Source organism: Methylosinus sp. DMC45 (genome assembly GCF_056313885.1).
On sequence record NZ_JBQUZK010000035.1, the window covers coordinates 96002 to 112273 of the forward strand.

Annotated in this window: 18 protein-coding genes and 1 tRNA gene; 13 read left to right on the forward strand and 6 right to left on the reverse strand. The window is 65.3% G+C overall.

Annotated elements, in window-relative coordinates; translation table 11 throughout:
• Window positions 1–339, reverse strand: coding sequence for a hypothetical protein (locus tag ACT53T_RS08615; RefSeq protein ID WP_400768317.1), 339 nt, complete (start codon window positions 337–339; stop codon window positions 1–3).
• 176 nt (window positions 340–515) lie between these two features.
• On the opposite strand from ACT53T_RS08615, the gene ACT53T_RS08620 reads away from it, so the two are divergent.
• The 13 genes from ACT53T_RS08620 (at window position 516) to ureG (ending at window position 12321) form a co-directional block, all read left to right on the forward strand.
• Window positions 516–1709, forward strand: coding sequence for a hypothetical protein (locus tag ACT53T_RS08620; protein WP_400768318.1), 1194 nt, complete (start codon window positions 516–518; stop codon window positions 1707–1709).
• 36 nt (window positions 1710–1745) lie between these two features.
• Entirely contained in the window at window positions 1746–3020 is a 1275-nt protein-coding gene (gene urtA / locus ACT53T_RS08625) for an urea ABC transporter substrate-binding protein (protein ID WP_400768319.1), read from the forward strand.
• Window positions 3021–3090: 70 nt separating this feature from the next.
• The gene (gene urtB, locus ACT53T_RS08630; RefSeq protein ID WP_476161013.1) at window positions 3091–4662 is read left to right on the forward strand and encodes an urea ABC transporter permease subunit UrtB; all 1572 of its coding nucleotides are present in this window, start codon (window positions 3091–3093) and stop codon (window positions 4660–4662) included.
• 9 nt (window positions 4663–4671) lie between these two features.
• Window positions 4672–5793 (forward strand): urea ABC transporter permease subunit UrtC, encoded by a 1122-nt coding sequence (gene urtC / locus ACT53T_RS08635; protein WP_476160901.1) that lies wholly within the window; start codon window positions 4672–4674, stop codon window positions 5791–5793.
• Complete coding sequence (urtD, locus tag ACT53T_RS08640) at window positions 5790–6551, forward strand: urea ABC transporter ATP-binding protein UrtD (RefSeq protein ID WP_161914038.1); 762 nt, start codon at window positions 5790–5792, stop codon at window positions 6549–6551. The genes urtC and urtD overlap by 4 nt, the downstream gene beginning before the upstream one ends.
• 4 nt (window positions 6552–6555) lie before the next feature.
• Window positions 6556–7254, forward strand: coding sequence for an urea ABC transporter ATP-binding subunit UrtE (gene urtE / locus ACT53T_RS08645; protein WP_476160902.1), 699 nt, complete (start codon window positions 6556–6558; stop codon window positions 7252–7254).
• Window positions 7255–7319: 65 nt separating this feature from the next.
• Window positions 7320–8063 carry an urease accessory protein UreD gene (locus tag ACT53T_RS08650; RefSeq protein WP_476160903.1) on the forward strand — a complete coding sequence of 248 codons (744 nt, stop codon included), beginning with the start codon at window positions 7320–7322 and terminating at the stop codon, window positions 8061–8063.
• Window positions 8064–8171: 108 nt separating this feature from the next.
• Window positions 8172–8474 carry an urease subunit gamma gene (locus tag ACT53T_RS08655; RefSeq protein WP_018265822.1) on the forward strand — a complete coding sequence of 101 codons (303 nt, stop codon included), beginning with the start codon at window positions 8172–8174 and terminating at the stop codon, window positions 8472–8474.
• On the forward strand, window positions 8471–8794 hold the full coding sequence (locus tag ACT53T_RS08660) for an urease subunit beta (protein WP_476160904.1): 324 nt from the start codon (window positions 8471–8473) through the stop codon (window positions 8792–8794). Before ACT53T_RS08655 ends, ACT53T_RS08660 begins: the two co-directional genes overlap by 4 nt.
• On the forward strand, window positions 8784–10496 hold the full coding sequence (ureC, locus tag ACT53T_RS08665) for an urease subunit alpha (RefSeq protein WP_476160905.1): 1713 nt from the start codon (window positions 8784–8786) through the stop codon (window positions 10494–10496). The genes ACT53T_RS08660 and ureC overlap by 11 nt, the downstream gene beginning before the upstream one ends.
• A gap of 10 nt (window positions 10497–10506) precedes the next feature.
• Window positions 10507–11013, forward strand: coding sequence for an urease accessory protein UreE (locus tag ACT53T_RS08670; protein WP_476160906.1), 507 nt, complete (start codon window positions 10507–10509; stop codon window positions 11011–11013).
• Window positions 10943–11686, forward strand: coding sequence for an urease accessory protein UreF (locus ACT53T_RS08675; RefSeq protein ID WP_476160907.1), 744 nt, complete (start codon window positions 10943–10945; stop codon window positions 11684–11686). Before ACT53T_RS08670 ends, ACT53T_RS08675 begins: the two co-directional genes overlap by 71 nt.
• Entirely contained in the window at window positions 11683–12321 is a 639-nt protein-coding gene (gene ureG, locus ACT53T_RS08680) for an urease accessory protein UreG (RefSeq protein ID WP_476160908.1), read from the forward strand. Before ACT53T_RS08675 ends, ureG begins: the two co-directional genes overlap by 4 nt.
• Before the next feature lie 9 nt (window positions 12322–12330).
• On the opposite strand, the gene ACT53T_RS08685 is transcribed toward ureG, so the two are convergent.
• From ACT53T_RS08685 to ACT53T_RS08705, 5 genes are all read right to left on the reverse strand, one after another.
• The gene (locus tag ACT53T_RS08685; protein ID WP_476160909.1) at window positions 12331–13458 is read right to left on the reverse strand and encodes a GGDEF domain-containing protein; all 1128 of its coding nucleotides are present in this window, start codon (window positions 13456–13458) and stop codon (window positions 12331–12333) included.
• A gap of 109 nt (window positions 13459–13567) precedes the next feature.
• Window positions 13568–13642 (reverse strand) — tRNA-Gly (locus tag ACT53T_RS08690).
• Window positions 13643–13665: 23 nt separating this feature from the next.
• Window positions 13666–14193 (reverse strand): hydrogenase maturation protease, encoded by a 528-nt coding sequence (locus ACT53T_RS08695; protein ID WP_476160910.1) that lies wholly within the window; start codon window positions 14191–14193, stop codon window positions 13666–13668.
• A gap of 2 nt (window positions 14194–14195) precedes the next feature.
• Window positions 14196–15488, reverse strand: coding sequence for a Ni/Fe hydrogenase subunit alpha (locus ACT53T_RS08700; RefSeq protein WP_476160911.1), 1293 nt, complete (start codon window positions 15486–15488; stop codon window positions 14196–14198).
• Window positions 15478–16272, reverse strand: a complete 795-nt coding sequence (locus ACT53T_RS08705; RefSeq protein WP_400768346.1) for an NADH-quinone oxidoreductase subunit B family protein — start codon at window positions 16270–16272, stop codon at window positions 15478–15480. The genes ACT53T_RS08700 and ACT53T_RS08705 overlap by 11 nt, the downstream gene beginning before the upstream one ends.

Below are 16272 nucleotides of genomic sequence, written 5' to 3' on the forward strand. Positions count from 1 at the left end.
TCAGACCGGTCGAGGCTCGCCCGCCGGCCGCCAGCCCTGCGCCTCGAGACAGTCTAGCATGGGCTTGCTCAGGATCGTCGTCGATGGCGGCGGCGACACCAGCGTCGGCCGCTCGGACTCGCCGAGCTTCTTCACGCAGGCGTCTGTGGCTTTCTTCAGGCCGCCCATATCGCCGCCGATGTTCCACCACATGTCGACGGCGTAGCGCTGCTTGGCGATCGGCGCCGCCGCCTGCGCCTTATGGCTTTTCGACGAAGCGTTCGCCTGTCCGACCGCGACGACGAGCGCGAGCGCTCCCGCGGTCAGCCCCAAAATATCCAATGCCATGGTCTTGCGCATTCGCCTCACTCCCCCGCGCCGGCGAATCCCCTGCCGGCTCTCATGCCCTATTCGACGATTTGGCGCGAACGGAGCAATACGCATTTCAGCGTATTCCTACCTAAGGGTCGCCACGACTAGTCCTTGACGTGACGAAACCGGCGCGAATCGCCGGGGGGACGACACGAGGGGGACAGATGAACCAATCCCAAGAAGCACTTGCGGCGCAAGAAACAGCGCGCCGTCGGTCCAAGCTCGCGGCCAAGGCCGCGCCGGCGCTCGCCTTGGCGGTCTGCTGCCTGATTGGGGATCAGGCGGCGCAGGCCCGTGTGGTGGTTCCGTTCGGCGACGATCAATGGGTCAGCGTCGGCTTCGGCCTGCGTCCCTTCTTCAGCGACGTGACCCGCAACCACACGCCCGGGACCAATCCAGATCGCGTCGACCTCGAGAGCTTCCGCATCTTCTCCTCGGCGTCCTTCAACCAATATCTGAAGGCGACCTTCAACACGGAAGTCTCCAGCAACAATACGATCCAGGTGCTCGACGGCTATGGCCAGTTCGAGCCGCTGGACGAGATCAACGTCTGGGGCGGCCGCATGCTGCCGCCGAGCGACCGCGCCAATCTCGACGGTCCCTATTATCTGCTCGGCTGGTCATATCCCGGCGTCGTCTCGCGCTATCCCGGCAAGGTCTCCGGCCGCATGGACGGCGGCACGGTCTGGGGCAAGCTGTTCGAGAAGCGCCTCACCTATTCTTTCGGCGTCTATGACGGCCACAATCAAATCATCGGCGCGTCGAACCAATCCGGCAATCCGCTGTTCGCCGGCCGCCTCAATCTCAATCTGCTCGATCCCGATCCAGATCCCGCTTATTACACCAGCAGCACCTATTTCGGCGGCGCAGATGTGCTGGCGATCGGCGTCGCGGCGCAATATCAGCAGGACGGCGTCGGCAATCAGCTGCAGCGCGCCGACTTCACCGCCTGGAACGTCGACGTTCTCTTCGAGAAGAAGCTTGGCGAATTCGGCGCCGCGACCTTCGAGGGCGCCTATTACCGCTACTACACACATGGCGTGAACGACGTCGCCACCAATTTCAACAACGCCCGCTCGACCGATCTCGTCGGCGGCATTCGCCCCGGCGAAGCCTATATGGTCGGCGCCGGCTATCTCATCCCTTACGTGATCGGATGGGGCCGCTTCCAGCCTTACTTCCGCTATCAATCCTTCCGCGACACGCTCGCCGCGACATGGGAGCGCCAATACGACATGGGCGTCTCCTATGTGATCGACGGACACAATCTGCGCATCACGGCCAATTACGCCATCAACCAATTCACCGCGCGCAAGGACATCGACAAGTTCATCCTCGGCGTTCAGATCCAGTTCTGAGCGCGGCGCGACCTATCCGACCTGGGAGAGAGACGAATGAAACGTAGAGTTCTGGTGAAGAGCCTCGGCATGCTCGCCGCAGGCGCGTTGCTCGCGTCGACAGCGCTGGTTCCGGCGCGCGCGGAGGACAAGGGGCCGATCAAGGTCGGCATTCTGCATTCTCTCTCCGGCACCATGGCCATCAGCGAAACCGTGCTCAAGGACACGGCGCTGATGGCGATCGAGGAGATCAACGCCAAGGGCGGCGTGCTCGGCCGCAAGCTCGAGCCCGTCGTCGTCGATCCGGCCTCCAACTGGCCGCTGTTCGCCGAAAAGGCGCGCCAGCTGCTCGCAACCGACAAGGTCGCCGTCGTCTTCGGCTGCTGGACGTCCGTGTCGCGCAAATCCGTGCTGCCCGTGTTCAAGGAGCTGAACGGCCTCCTGTTCTATCCGGTGCAATATGAGGGTGAGGAGCTCGAGAAGAACGTCTTCTACACGGGCGCCGCGCCGAACCAGCAGGCCATTCCCGCGGTCGAATATCTGATGAGCAAGGCCGGCGGCGGCGCCAAGCGCTTCGTGCTGCTCGGCACCGATTACGTCTATCCGCGCACGACCAATAAGATCCTGCGCGCCTTCCTCCATTCCAAGGGCGTCGCCGACGCCGACATAATGGAGGAATACACGCCCTTCGGTCACAGCGATTATCAGACGATCGTCGCCAACATCAAGAAATTCGCCTCCGGCGGCAAGACGGCGGTCGTCTCTACGATCAATGGCGACTCCAACGTGCCTTTCTACAAGGAGCTGGGCAACGCCGGGCTCAAGGCGACGGAAGTTCCGGTCGTCGCCTTCTCGGTCGGCGAGGAGGAGCTGCGCGGCGTCGACGCCAAGCCGCTCGTCGGCCATCTCGCCGCGTGGAATTATTTCATGTCGCTGAAGAACCCCGCCAATACGGAGTTCAAGAAGAAATGGGCCGCCTACGCCAAGGCGCATGGCGTCGCCAACGCCGACAAGCCGCTCACCAATGATCCGATGGAGGCCACTTACATCGGCGTCAATCTGTGGAAACAGGCGGTCGAAAAGGCCAAGACCACCGATGTCGACAAGGTGATCGCCGCCGTCGGCGGTCAGAAGCTCGAGGCGCCCTCGGGCTTCACCGCCGAGATGGACGCGAAGAACCACCATCTCCACAAGCCGGTGTTCATCGGCGAGGTGAAGGCGGACGGCCAGTTCAATGTCGTGTGGAAGACGCCCGGCCCGGTGCGCGCGCAGCCCTGGAGCCCATTCATTCCCGGCAATGACAAGAAAAAGGACGAGCCGGACACGCATTGACGAGACTGGCGGGCGGCCCGGCGATCGGGCCGCCCGATGCGGCTTTGAATGGGAGCGTTGACACTTGCGTATGCTCAGACTGATCGTCGGCCTGCTGCTGGCGATGTCCGTCGCGCCGGCCATGGCGCTCGACCGCGAGACCATCGCCCAGCTGACCGGCGGCGATCCCGACGAGCAGCACAAGGCGCTCGACGCCGCCGCCGCGCGCGGCGATCTCTCCGCCATCCCCTTTCTGCGCGATCTCCTCGCCGACCGCGTGAAGCTCTCCGGCGACAAGGCGTTCATCGTCGATGGCGACAAGGCCGTGGACGCGCTGGAGCGCACGCCCGCCGAGCTTCCCGCCGACGCAGAGGACGCCTCGACCAGCAATAGCCTGCGTCTCGCGATAGAGGAGACGATCGCGCTGATCGAGCTGGCGTCGCCCGATCACGCCGCCCGCCTCGAGGCGGTGAAGCGGCTGCAGAGCGCCGAGCTCGACGAGAGCCGCGTCTCGCTGCTCGCCAAAGCAGAGCAAAAGGAGCGCGACGCCAGCGTGCGCGACGCGCTGCGCCAGATGCGCGCGCTCGGCGAGCTGCAGAGCGCCGATCGCGTGCAGCGCCTCTCCGCCGCGCAGGCGCTGCGCACCACCATCTCCGGCCGCGTGCGCGAGGCGCTGAAGACGCGCCTCGCCACGGAGGAGGACGGCGAGGTGCGCGTGGCGCTGACGCGCTCGCTACGCAATGTCGAGTCGAGCCTCGCCATCGGCGAGAATCTCGGCGTCGTCTTTTCCGGCCTCAGCCTCGGCAGCATATTGCTGCTCGCCGCGCTCGGCCTCGCCATCACTTACGGGCTGATGGGCGTCATCAATATGGCCCATGGCGAGATGATGATGATCGGCGCCTATGCGACCTATGTCGTGCAAAATCTCTTCCGCGCGCATCTGCCCGATTATTTCCAATGGTATCTCGCCGCCGCAGCGCCGGTCGCCTTCCTCGTCGCCGCTCTCGTCGGCGTCGCCATAGAACGCACGGTGATCCGCTTTCTCTACGGCCGCGCGCTGGAGACATTGCTCGCCACCTGGGGCGTCAGCCTCATATTGATGCAGGCGGTGCGCAGCCTGTTCGGCGCACAGAATGTGCAGGTGGAAAACCCCGCCTGGATGTCCGGCCGAATCTTCGTCACCGACAATCTCGAGCTTCCCTATAATCGCATCGTCATACTGATCTTCTCGGTCGGCGTGCTGCTGCTGGTCTCCTTCCTGCTGGCGCGTACGCGCCTCGGCCTCTTCGTGCGCGCCGTCACGCAGAATCGCGGCATGGCGCGCTGCGTCGGCGTCGATTCCGCGCGCATCGACACAATGGCCTTCGCGCTCGGCTCCGGCCTCGCCGGCCTCGCGGGCGTGGCGCTGTCGCAGGTCGGCAATGTCGGGCCCGATCTCGGACAGCATTATATCGTCGACAGCTTCATGGTGGTGGTGCTCGGCGGCGTCGGCCAGCTCGCGGGCGCCGTCTACGCCGCGCTCGGATTGGGCGTCGCCGGCAAGATTCTCGAGAATATGGCGGGCGCCGTGCTCGCGGAGATCGCTCTGCTGATCTTCATCGTCGTCTTCATACAAAAGCGTCCGCAGGGCCTGTTCGCGCTCGGCGGCCGGCAGGCTGATTGAGTTAAAAGCATGCTCTACATTCCCCCTGCCCCGTCGCTCGCCACGCGGCTCTTCGGCCTCGGCGGCTGGCTCGGCTTCGCAGCCGCCACGCTCGCGATCTTCGTCGCCGCGCCGCTCGCCAATCTCGTCGCGCCGGAGGGATCCTTCCTCCATCTCTCCGACGCCTCGGTCGCGCTCATCGGCAAGCTCTTCTGCTACGCCATGCTGGCGCTGGCCATGGATCTCGTGTGGGGCTACGCCGGAATCCTCAGCCTCGGCCATGGCATATTCTTCGCGCTCGGCGGCTACGCCTTCGGCATGTATCTGATGCGCCAGATCGGCCAGGACGGCAGCTATCATTCCGATCTGCCCGACTTCATGGTCTTTCTCGATTGGAAGGCCTATCCCTGGTTCTGGTCCTTCACCGATCACTTCGCCTATTCCGCCGCGCTCGCCATTCTCGCGCCGGCGACGCTCGCCTTCGTCTTCGGCTATTTCGCCTTTCGCTCGCGCATCAAGGGCGTCTATTTCTCCATCATCACTCAGGCGCTCACCTATGCGATGATGCTGCTGTTCTTTCGCAACGAGACCGGCTTCGGCGGCAATAACGGCTTCACCGATTTCAAGCGCATATTGGATTATCCGCTGGCGACGCCGGGAACGCGCATGATCCTCTTCACGCTGACCGGGGCCTTTCTTCTCGCGCTCATTCTCGTCTCGCGCTTTCTCGTCTCCAGCAAATTCGGCCGCGTGCTCACGGCCATCCGCGAGGCGGAGAGCCGCGTGATGTTCTGCGGCTATGACACGCTCTCCTACAAGCTCGCGATCTGGACCTTCTCGGCCGCGATCTGCGGACTCGCCGGCGCGCTCTATGTGCCGCAGGTCGGCATCATCAATCCGAGCGAAATGTCGCCGGCCGCCTCGATCGAGATCGCCATATGGGCGGCGGTCGGCGGGCGCGGCACGTTGATCGGCCCGCTCATCGGCGCCTTTCTCGTCAATGGCGCGAAGAGCTTCTTCACCGCCGCCATTCCCGAATATTGGCTGTTCTTCCTGGGGCTCCTCTTCGTGCTCGTCACTCTGCTGCTGCCCAAGGGGGTCATCGGCCTCCTCGACACGCTGGCCTCCTTCCGCAAGGAGCGTGCGCGATGATCGGCGAGCCGGATATCTCCAGCGGCGTCGCGCTCTATCTCGACGATGTGCAGGTCACGTTCGACGGCTATCGCGCGCTGCGCGGGCTCTCTCTGTCGATCGACACGGGCGAGCTGCGCTGCATCATCGGCCCCAATGGCGCCGGCAAGACGACGATGATGGACGTCATCACCGGCAAGACGCGGCCGGATGTCGGAACCGTCTATTTCGGCCGCACGCTCGATCTCACCAAAATGAACGAGCCGCAGATCGCCGCCGCCGGCATCGGCCGCAAGTTCCAGAAGCCGACCGTCTTCGAGCATTTGACCGTGTTCGAGAATCTCGAGCTCGCGATAAAGGCCGACAAGAGCGTGCGCGCCTCGCTGTTTCGCCGCATCAGCGGCGAGCAGATCGACCGCATCGGCGAATTGCTGGAGACGGTCGAGCTCGCCGACAAGGCCAAGGAGCGCGCCGGCCTGCTCTCGCATGGGCAGAAGCAATGGCTGGAAATCGGCATGCTGCTCGCGCAGCGTCCGCTGCTGCTGCTGCTCGACGAGCCGGTCGCCGGCATGACCGATCACGAGACGAAGCGCACGGCCGAGCTGCTGCTGACGCTCGCGGGAAAGCATTCGATCATGGTGGTGGAGCACGATATGGAGTTCGTCGGCGCCATAGCGCGCAAGGTGACGGTGCTGCACGAAGGCGCCGTGCTCGCCGAGGGCCCGCTCAGCGAGGTGCAGAGCGACGAGCGCGTCATCGAAGTCTATCTGGGGCGCTAGGAACATGCTCGAAGTCAGCGGCCTCCATCAATATTACGGCAGCAGCCATATTCTGCGCGATGTCTCCTTCACCGCGCCCAAAGGCGCCTGCACTGTGCTGCTCGGGCGCAATGGCGTCGGCAAGACGACGCTGCTGCGCAGCATAATGGGCGTCACGCCGATCCGCGGCGGCGCCATCAGATTCAACGGCGAGGATATCTCCAAGCTATCGCCCGATCGGCGCGCGGCGCGCGGCGTCGCCTATGTGCCGCAGGGCCGCGAGATTTTCTCCCGTCTCACAGTGGAGGAAAATCTGCTGATGGGCATGGCGGTGAAACCCGCCCGCAAAGCCGCCAGAGTGCCGAGCGAGATTTATGAGATGTTCCCGGTGCTGAAAGAAATGCTGCGGCGGCGTGGCGGCGATCTCTCCGGCGGGCAGCAGCAGCAGCTCGCCATCGCCCGCGCGCTCGTTTCCGATCCCAAGCTCATCATTCTCGACGAGCCGACCGAGGGAATTCAGCCCTCCATCATCAAGCTCATCGGCGAGGTGATAAAGGGCTTGAGCAAGCGCGGCGATCTCGCCATTCTGCTCGTCGAGCAATATTATGACTTCGGCCGCGAGCTGGCGGACCATTACATGGTCATGTCGCGCGGGCAGATCGTCAAGCAAGGTCTCGGAGCCGATATGGACAAGGACAACATCAGGGATTTCGTGGCGTTGTGAACGGTCCTCAACGCGCGAGGGGCCGAATAGAATTGCGCTATGCGCAAGTTCAGGGAGCGAGCCGGTTGCGACATCTGGCGCAGGAGGCGCCGCTGAGGGCGCTGTTTCCCGCCGTCGAGCCTCATGAGGCGCCCGAGGCGACGATCGTCAACACCGGCGGCGGAGTCGTCGGCGGCGATCACTATGCGCTGGACATAGAGATCGAGGCCGGCGCCGCCTTGACGGTCACGACGCCCGCCGCCGAGAAAATCTATCGCTCCGCCGGCGAGGACGCCGAGATCGTCACGCATCTGCGCTGCGGCGCGGATGCGCGGCTCGAATGGCTGCCACAGGAGACGATCCTCTTCGACGGCGCGCGGCTGCGCCGACGCATCGACATAGAGCTCGCGCCGAGCGCGCGGTTTCTCGGCGTCGAGACCATTTTTTTCGGCCGCCGCGCGAGCGGCGAATGGCTGAGCCATGGCGCCTTGCGCGACGCCTGGATGCTACGGATCGGCGGACGGCCAGTGTGGGCCGACGCCATCGGCCTCGAGGGCGACATCGCCGCGCATCGCGCCGCGCCTTTCGGAATTGGAGACGCCGCCGGCTATGCGACGATCGTCATCGCCGGGCCGACTGTCGCAGACTTGCTGCCGCTGGCGCGCGATTGCGCGGCCGGCGCCGCGAGCCTCGTCAATGGAATCCTGCTGCTGCGCTTTCTCGAGGATGATGCGTCGCGGCTGCGCCTCATGCTCGTCGAAGCGCTGACGGCGCTGCGGCCTCTCGCGACGGGCGGGCGCGGCGGCGCGCCGCGCCTGTGGATGAATTGAAAAGCCACGCCGGGGATGCGAGCCTGAAGGCTCGCGGTCCTGGCCGCGGGTCCTTGGACCGCGAGCCTTCAGGCTCGCTCTTTAGATAGACTGATGGGAGAAGGCGGAATGCATCTGACGCCGCGCGAAAAAGACAAGCTGCTCGTCGCCGTGGCGGCGATGGTGGCGCGCCGGCGCCTCGAGCGCGGCGCCAAGCTCAACTATCCAGAGGCGGTGGCGCTCATCACCGATTTCGTCGTCGAAGGCGCGCGCGACGGACGTTCGGTCGCGGAGCTGCGCACGCAGGGCGCCAGCGTGCTGACGCGCGAGCAGGTGATGGAGGGAGTGGCCGAAATGATCGAGGCGGTGCAGGTGGAGGCGACCTTCCCGGATGGCGTGAAGCTCGTCACCGTTCACGAGCCGATCCGATGATACCGGGCGAGATCATTCCCGCCGAGGGCGAGATCACCCTCAACGAAGGACGTGCGACGCTCTCGCTCGCCGTCGCCAACACCGGCGACCGGCCGATTCAGGTCGGCTCGCATTATCATTTCGGCGAGACCAATAGCGCGCTGCAATTCGATCGCGCCAAGGCGCGCGGCATGCGGCTCGACATTCCGGCCGGCTCGGCCGTGCGCTTCGAGCCGGGACAAACGCGCATCGTCACGCTGGTTGCTTACGCCGGCGAGCGCGCAGTCTATGGATTCAATGGCGCGGTGATGGGATCGCTGGAGGCGCGAGATGGCGAATAAGATCGGCCGGCGCGCCTATGCCGGAATGTTCGGACCGACAGTCGGCGACCGCATTCGCCTCGCCGATACGGAGCTGCTGATCGAGATCGAGCGCGATCACACAGTATATGGCGAAGAGGTGAAGTTCGGCGGCGGCAAGGTCATCCGCGACGGCATGGGCCAGAGCCAGCGCTCCAATGCGGAAGGCGCGGTCGACACCGTCATCACCAACGCCGTGATCCTCGATCATTGGGGCATCGTCAAAGCGGACATCGGCATCGTCAATGGGCGCATCGCGCGCATCGGCAAGGCGGGCAATCCCGATGTGCAGCCCGGCGTCGACATCATCATCGGACCGGGCACGGAGATCATCGCCGGCGAAGGCCGCATCGTCACCGCCGGCGGCATCGACACGCACATCCATTTCATCTGCCCGCAGCAGGCGGAAGAAGCGCTGGCGAGCGGCGTCACCACAATGCTCGGCGGCGGCACAGGCCCGGCCGAAGGCACGAAGGCGACAACCTGCACGCCCGGCCCCTGGCATATGAAGCGCATGCTGCAGGCGGCGGAAGGATTGCCGGTCAATCTCGGCTTCTTCGGCAAGGGCAACGCCAGTCGGCCACGCGCGCTCGTCGAAATGATCGAGGCCGGCGCGATCGGCCTCAAGCTGCATGAGGATTGGGGCTCCAGCCCGGCGGCGATCGATTGTGCGCTCTCGGTGGCGGACGAATATGACGTCCAGGTCACGCTGCACAGCGACACGTTGAATGAGAGCGGCTTCGTCGAGGCGACGATCGCCGCCTTCAAGGGCCGCACCATTCACGCTTTTCATACGGAAGGCGCCGGCGGCGGCCATGCGCCGGACATCATCAAAGTGGCGGGCGAGGCCAATGTGCTTCCTTCCTCCACCAATCCGACGCGGCCTTACACGATCAACACGCTGGACGAGCATCTCGACATGCTGCTCGTCTGCCATCATCTCGATCCGAAGATTCCCGAGGACATCGCCTTCGCCGAGAGCCGCATTCGCAAGGAGACGATCGCGGCGGAGGATATTCTCCACGATCTCGGCGCGCTCTCCATGTATTCCTCCGACAGCCAGGCGATGGGCCGCGTCGGCGAGGTCATCATCCGCTGCTGGCAGACGGCCGACAAGATGCGCCGCCAGCGCGGCAAGCTCGCCGGCGACGGCGCCGGCAACGATAATTTTCGCGCCCGCCGCTATGTGGCAAAATATACGATCAACCCCGCCATAGCGCACGGAATCGCCGATCTGGTCGGCTCGATCGAGCCGGGCAAGCTCGCCGATCTCGTGCTGTGGTCGCCGGCCTTCTTCGGCGTGAAGCCCGATCTCATATTGAAGGGCGGCAGCATTGCGATGGCCGCGATGGGCGATCCCAACGCCTCCATTCCGACGCCGCAGCCCGTGCATTATCGGCCTATGTTCGCAGGCTTCGGCCGCAGCCTCACACAGAGCTGCGTGACCTTCGTCAGCCGCGCCGCGCGGGAGGCCTCCATCGCGCAGAAATACGGGCTCGAGCGGCCGCTGCATGTCGTGACCAACACGCGCGGCGGCATTTCCAAGCGCAGCATGATCCTCAATGACGCGACGCCCAAGATAGAGGTCGACGCGCAGACTTACGAGGTCCGCGCCGACGGCGAGCTGCTGACTTGCGAGCCCGCCGCCGTGCTGCCGATGGCGCAGCGCTATTTCCTGTTTTGAGAGGGTGACGATGCGTGCAGCGAGCAGGCTCCCTGCCGGAAGCTGGGACAAGGGGCGAGAACGCGGGACGGCGACGCTGGATTGGGACGAGCGTCATCGCCGGCGCCGCAGCCTGACCAGCGATCAGGGCGAGGCGTTCCTGCTCGATCTCGCCGAGGCCGCGCGGCTCGGCGAGGGCGACGGGCTCGCGCTCGAGGACGGCTCGGTGATCCGCGTCGTCGCCAAGCCGGAGCCGGTTCTGGTGATAGAAGCGGGAACGGCGGGCCTCGCGCGGCTCGCCTATCATCTCGGCAATCGCCATCTCGCCATTCAGATTTTCACGGATCGACTCGTCATTCGGGAGGATTCCGTCATCGCCGACATGGTCGAAGGCTTGGGCGGAGTCGTCACACGGATCGACCTGCCCTTCGATGCGGAGAATGGCGCCTATGGCGGGCATTCCGCGCATGGCCACGATCATCATAATCACGATCATCATCGCCATGACCATCACGCGCACGACCATGGACATGGCTGAGCCGCGAGACTGGCTGCTGTCGCTGCTGACGTTCCTGTCGCCGGCCTATCCCGTCGGCGGCTTCGCCTTCAGCCATGGGCTGGAATGGGCGGTCGAGAATGGCGATCTGTGTGGCCGCGACGACCTGCAAGCCTATATCGGCGCAGCGCTCGAAAATGGCGGCGGCTGGTGCGATCTCGTTTTCCTCGCCGCCGCATGGCGGGCGGCGCGCGCCGATGACGCGGACGCGCTGGACGCGATCGCCGATCTTTCCGCCGCCTGGCGATCGAGCGCGGAGACGGCGCTGGAGTCGCGCCATCAAGGCGCAGCTTTCGCGCGCGCGACATGCGCCGCTTTTCCTGGCTCGCCGCTCGATGCGCTCGCCGCGCGGCGCGCTGGCGAGATCGCCTTTCCCGTCGCCGTCGGCGCGGCGGTCGTGGATGCGCCGCTGGAGGCCGCTCTGCGCGCCTATGCTCACGCCTTCGCCGCCAATCTCGTCTCGGCCGGCGTGCGGCTCATTCCGCTCGGCCAGACCGACGGGCTGCTGGCGCTCGCCGCGCTCGCGCCCATCATCATGCGCGCCGCGCGCGCCGCCGAGACGACGCCGCCCGATTGGCTCGCCACCTCCGCCCTGCGCATAGACATCGCGTCCATGCGCCATGAAACGCAATATACGAGGCTGTTCCGCTCATGACCGCGCCCCATTCTCCCCACGGCCCTTTGCGCGTCGGCGTCGGCGGTCCGGTCGGCTCCGGCAAGACGGCGCTGATGGACCGGCTGTGCAAAGCGCTACGCGACAAATATCGCCTCGCCGCCATCACCAATGACATCTATACGAAAGAGGACGCCGAATTCCTCACCCGCTCCGGCGCGCTCGCGCCCGAGCGCATCGTCGGCGTCGAGACCGGCGGCTGCCCGCATACGGCGATCCGCGAGGACGCCTCGGCGAATCTCGCCGCCGTCGCCGAGATGAACCGCAAATTCCCCGATCTCGATCTCATTCTCATCGAGAGCGGCGGCGATAATCTCGCCGCGACCTTCAGCCCCGAACTCGCCGATATCACCATCTATGTGATCGACGTCTCGGCCGGCGACAAGATTCCGCGCAAGGGCGGCCCCGGCATCACGCGCTCGGACCTTCTCGTCATCAACAAGATCGATCTCGCGCCTCTGGTCGGCGCCTCGCTCGAGGTGATGGATCGCGACGCGCGCCGAATGCGCGGCGAGCGGCCCTTCGTCTTCGCCAATCTGAAGGAGAATATCGGGCTCGACACGATCGCCGGCTTTATCGAGCGCATGGGCGGCCTGACCCGCGCCGAGGCGCGGTGAGCCGCGGCCTCACGCCTGCGCCACGAAGACCTGATTGCGGCCGCCGGATTTCGCGGCGTAGAGCGCCTTGTCGGCGGCCTCCTTCAGCGCGGAGAGATCGCTCGTCTCCTGATCGGAAAGCGCGATGCCGACGCTGACGGACGACAATCCGTCGCCGAGCGCCGCGGCCGCGGAAACATAGGCGGAACGAATGCGTTCGGCGACGGCGACCGCCCGCGCGCTGTCGACCCGCGTCAGCAGCAGCGCGAACTCATCGCCGCCGATGCGCGCCAGAAAATCCTCGTTGCGAATGCTCTTGGCCGCCACCTCGCCGAAAGTGGTCAGCGCGCGGTCGCCCATCGAATGGCCGAAGCTGTCATTGATCGCCTTCAGCCGATCGAGATCGAAGATGAGCAGCGCCGAATCGCCCTGGCCGCGCGAGCTGCGAATCACCGCATCGGCGTTGTGATCGAAGCTGCGCCGATTGGAGAGGCCTGTCAGAGGATCGGTCGCCGCCATGAATTTTTGCCGCGCGACCGCCCGCTCCTTGGTCACGGCCAGCAGAGCAAAGCCCATCAGCAGCCCATAGCTCACGGATTCCAGCGCGACGGAGATGACGAAGGGCTTCGGATCGAAAGGAGCGCCGCGCGCCATCAGCATGACGACGATGACCGCCACCACGGCCCCGAAGCACGCATGCGCGGCGGCGAGCGCGATCGTCGCCTGCTGTGTGCGCGTCCTGTGCCGACGCACTGACGAGAATTCGTCGGCGAGCAGAAAAGCATAGACGGCCGAAATGGCGCAGCGGTCGACGATGCGGACCGAATCGACGCTCAGCGAGAAGAAGAGCAGCCAGATCGCGCCGCCGGCCAGAACGAGCCGCATGTCCACGAGACGGCCGCTGAAAACCCGCGACCCACCCCAGACGAGGCCGACGCCCCAGAGCGTGAGCGCATTGCCGAGGCCGATCGCGAGCAGCGGATAGGATTCACGAAAGGACAGCAGAGCGACGCCCAGGCTGATCATGAGCTGCGCCGCGCACCACCAGCGATATTCCGCGGCCTCAGGATCCTCGCGCCAGACGAGATAGAGAAAGGCGCCGAGAACCGCGAACACGGCAGAATTCATCAGCAGCAAAGTCGGGAGACAATCCGCCATAGTCACACGATCCGCATGGTGCTTTCCAACCGGCTACGCCATGCGAATGGAAGACGCATATGAGCGAGGCGGCCGAAAAGCGAGCGCTGTTGAAACAGACTGCGCAAAATGGAGCGGGCGATGGGAATCGAACCCACGACATACAGCTTGGGAAGCTGTCGTTCTACCACTGAACTACGCCCGCGTACCGCCTGAAGACAGCTATTCCTATAGGGTTTTTCCGCTCTGTGGGCAAGGTGGGACACGTTTTCCGGCGGGGGAAAACGCAGCGCCGTCCGAGCGCGCGTTCGGCGGGAAATCCGCGAGAATCCGCGCGGTCGCCGCCGCAGCGCCGGCCTGCGCCGCGGCCGAAAGGGGCGCGCCCGGCGCGAAGCTCTCCCCCTCGATCGTGAACAGAACGCAAACAGGCGGAAGCGCGCCGAGCGCGCGCGCGAGGCCGATCGCCTCGGCGAGGCCGAAGCCATGGCTCGACCAGCCGAAATCGAGCGACAGCGGAGCGCCCTCGGCGGCGAGATCGAAACGCCTGACTATCCCGGCCGGCGCGCCGGAGAAGGATGCGTCGACGATGATCGCCTCCCCGACCTCCTCCAGCGCCGCGAGGATGTCGCCCGCCTCGCCGCGGCATTCCACGACGTCCTGCACGGCCGATTCGCGCAACAGCGCGGCGACGCGGGGGCCGACCCCGTCATCGCCGCGATCGGGATTGCCGACGCAAAGGAGGATGCGGCGCCCCAAGGTCAGCCCCGATCGATATCGAGCCGCAGAAAATGCGTCGAGCAGGAGATGCAGGGATCGTGATTGCGGACCGTCTGCTCGCAGCGATGGCGAAGCTCGTCCTCCGGCAGATGCAGAAAGGCGCCGGTGAGGCGCTTCAGATCCTCCTCGATCATCGCTTGATTCTGCGAGGTCGGCGGAGTGATGACGGCGTCCGCGATGGTTCCGTCCGACTCCAGCCGATAGCGGTGATAGAGCATGCCCCGCGGCGCCTCGGTGGCCGCATGGCCATGGCCGGCGCGCGGCTCGATCGCGATGCAGGAGACATCCGGCTCCTCATAGCGCGCGATGATGCGCAACGCCTCGTCCAGCGCATAGACCGTTTCGATCGCGCGCACGATGATGCTGCGATAGGGATTGACGCAGACGGCCTCGAGGCCGACCTCGCGCGCGGCCTGCTTCGCCAGCGGCGACAGCACATCCGCATTGAGCGCATAGCGCGCGAGCGGGCCGACCAGATAAGGCGCGTCGCAATGGCGCATGCGCGCATGCAGCGCGGTCGAGCGCTGGACGTGGAACTCCTCGAAATGCGCCTCGAAATCGCGCGCGGCGATGTCGAGCCCGCGGCTCGACACGATGCGGCCCTCGTTGAAAGGATATTCGTCCCCATGGCGCAGCGACACGAAGACGTAATCGCGCGCGCAATCGGGAAAATCCAATCCGGCGACGAAGCGCGCGACCTGCAGCGCCTGTTCCAGCGCGCGCTCCAGCCGCTCCGCCAGCGCGCGCAGATCGCGCTTGCGCGGCGCGCGATAAAAGCCGCCGACGCGCACATTGATCGGATGAATTTCGCGCCCGCCGACCAGCGTCATGATCTCATTGCCGACCTTTTTGATCGCGAGCCCGCGCCGCACGATATCGCCATGGTCGCGCGCCATGTCGACGCCGCCGGCATAGCCGAGAAAATCCGGCATATGCAGCATATGCACATGCAGCATGTGGCTCTCGATCCATTCGCCGCAATACAGCAGGCGCCGCAGATCGCGCAGCGGACCCGTGACGGTGACGCCGAGCGCATCCTCCATCGCATGCACAGCGCTCATCTGATAGGCGACAGGGCAAATGCCGCAAATACGTGCGGCAATATCCGGCGCCTCGGTGAAGGCGCGCCCGCGCATCAGCGCCTCGAAAAAGCGCGGCGGCTCGAAAATCGTCAGCGCCGCGCTCTGCACGACGCCATCGCGCAGCACGATCTCGAGCCCACCCTCGCCTTCCACCCGCGCCAGCGCGCCGACGGAAATGGTTCTACTCGTCATGGCGCTCGCTCTCCTCGCGAAAGGCCTCCGCCTGCGCGTTGAATGTGCGATAGACGCGCCGCAACGCTTCCTCATCCATGCCGAGCGCGGAGAGACGCGCGCTGAGCGATGGCGCATTGGGCGTCTCGGCGGGGCCGAAGCAGCCATAGCAGCCGCGATCATACGAAGGACACAGAGCGCCGCAGCCCGCATGGGTGACGGGGCCGAGACAAGGCGTCCCATGCGCGACCATCACGCAGACATTGCCCTTCAGCTTGCATTGCAGGCAGACGCTATGTGACGGCGTCGTCGGCTTGCGGCCGGCGAGAAAGCTCGAGATCACCTCGATCAGCTGGCCCTTGTCGATCGGACAGCCACGCAGCTCGAAATCGACCTTCACATGATCGGAGATCGGCGTCGATGTCGCCAGCGTATGGATATAATCCGGCCGCGCATAGACGATCGACGCATAGTCGCGCACATCGGCGAAATTGCGCAGCGCCTGTATGCCGCCCGATGTCGCGCAGGCGCCGATGGTGATGAGCGCGCGCGAACGGCGCCGCACATCCTGTATGCGCTCGGCGTCATGCGGTGTGGTGATCGAGCCCTCGACGAGCGAGAGATCGTAATTGCCCCGGATCGGCGCGCGCGTCGCCTCTGGAAAATAGGCGATATCGAGCGCCTGCGCGACGGCGAGCAGCTCGTCCTCGCAATCGAGCAGGCTGAGCTGACAGCCGTCGCAGGAAGCGAATTTCCATACGGCGAGCCGCGGCGCGGATGACGTCCGATGATGCGTCGCGCTCAT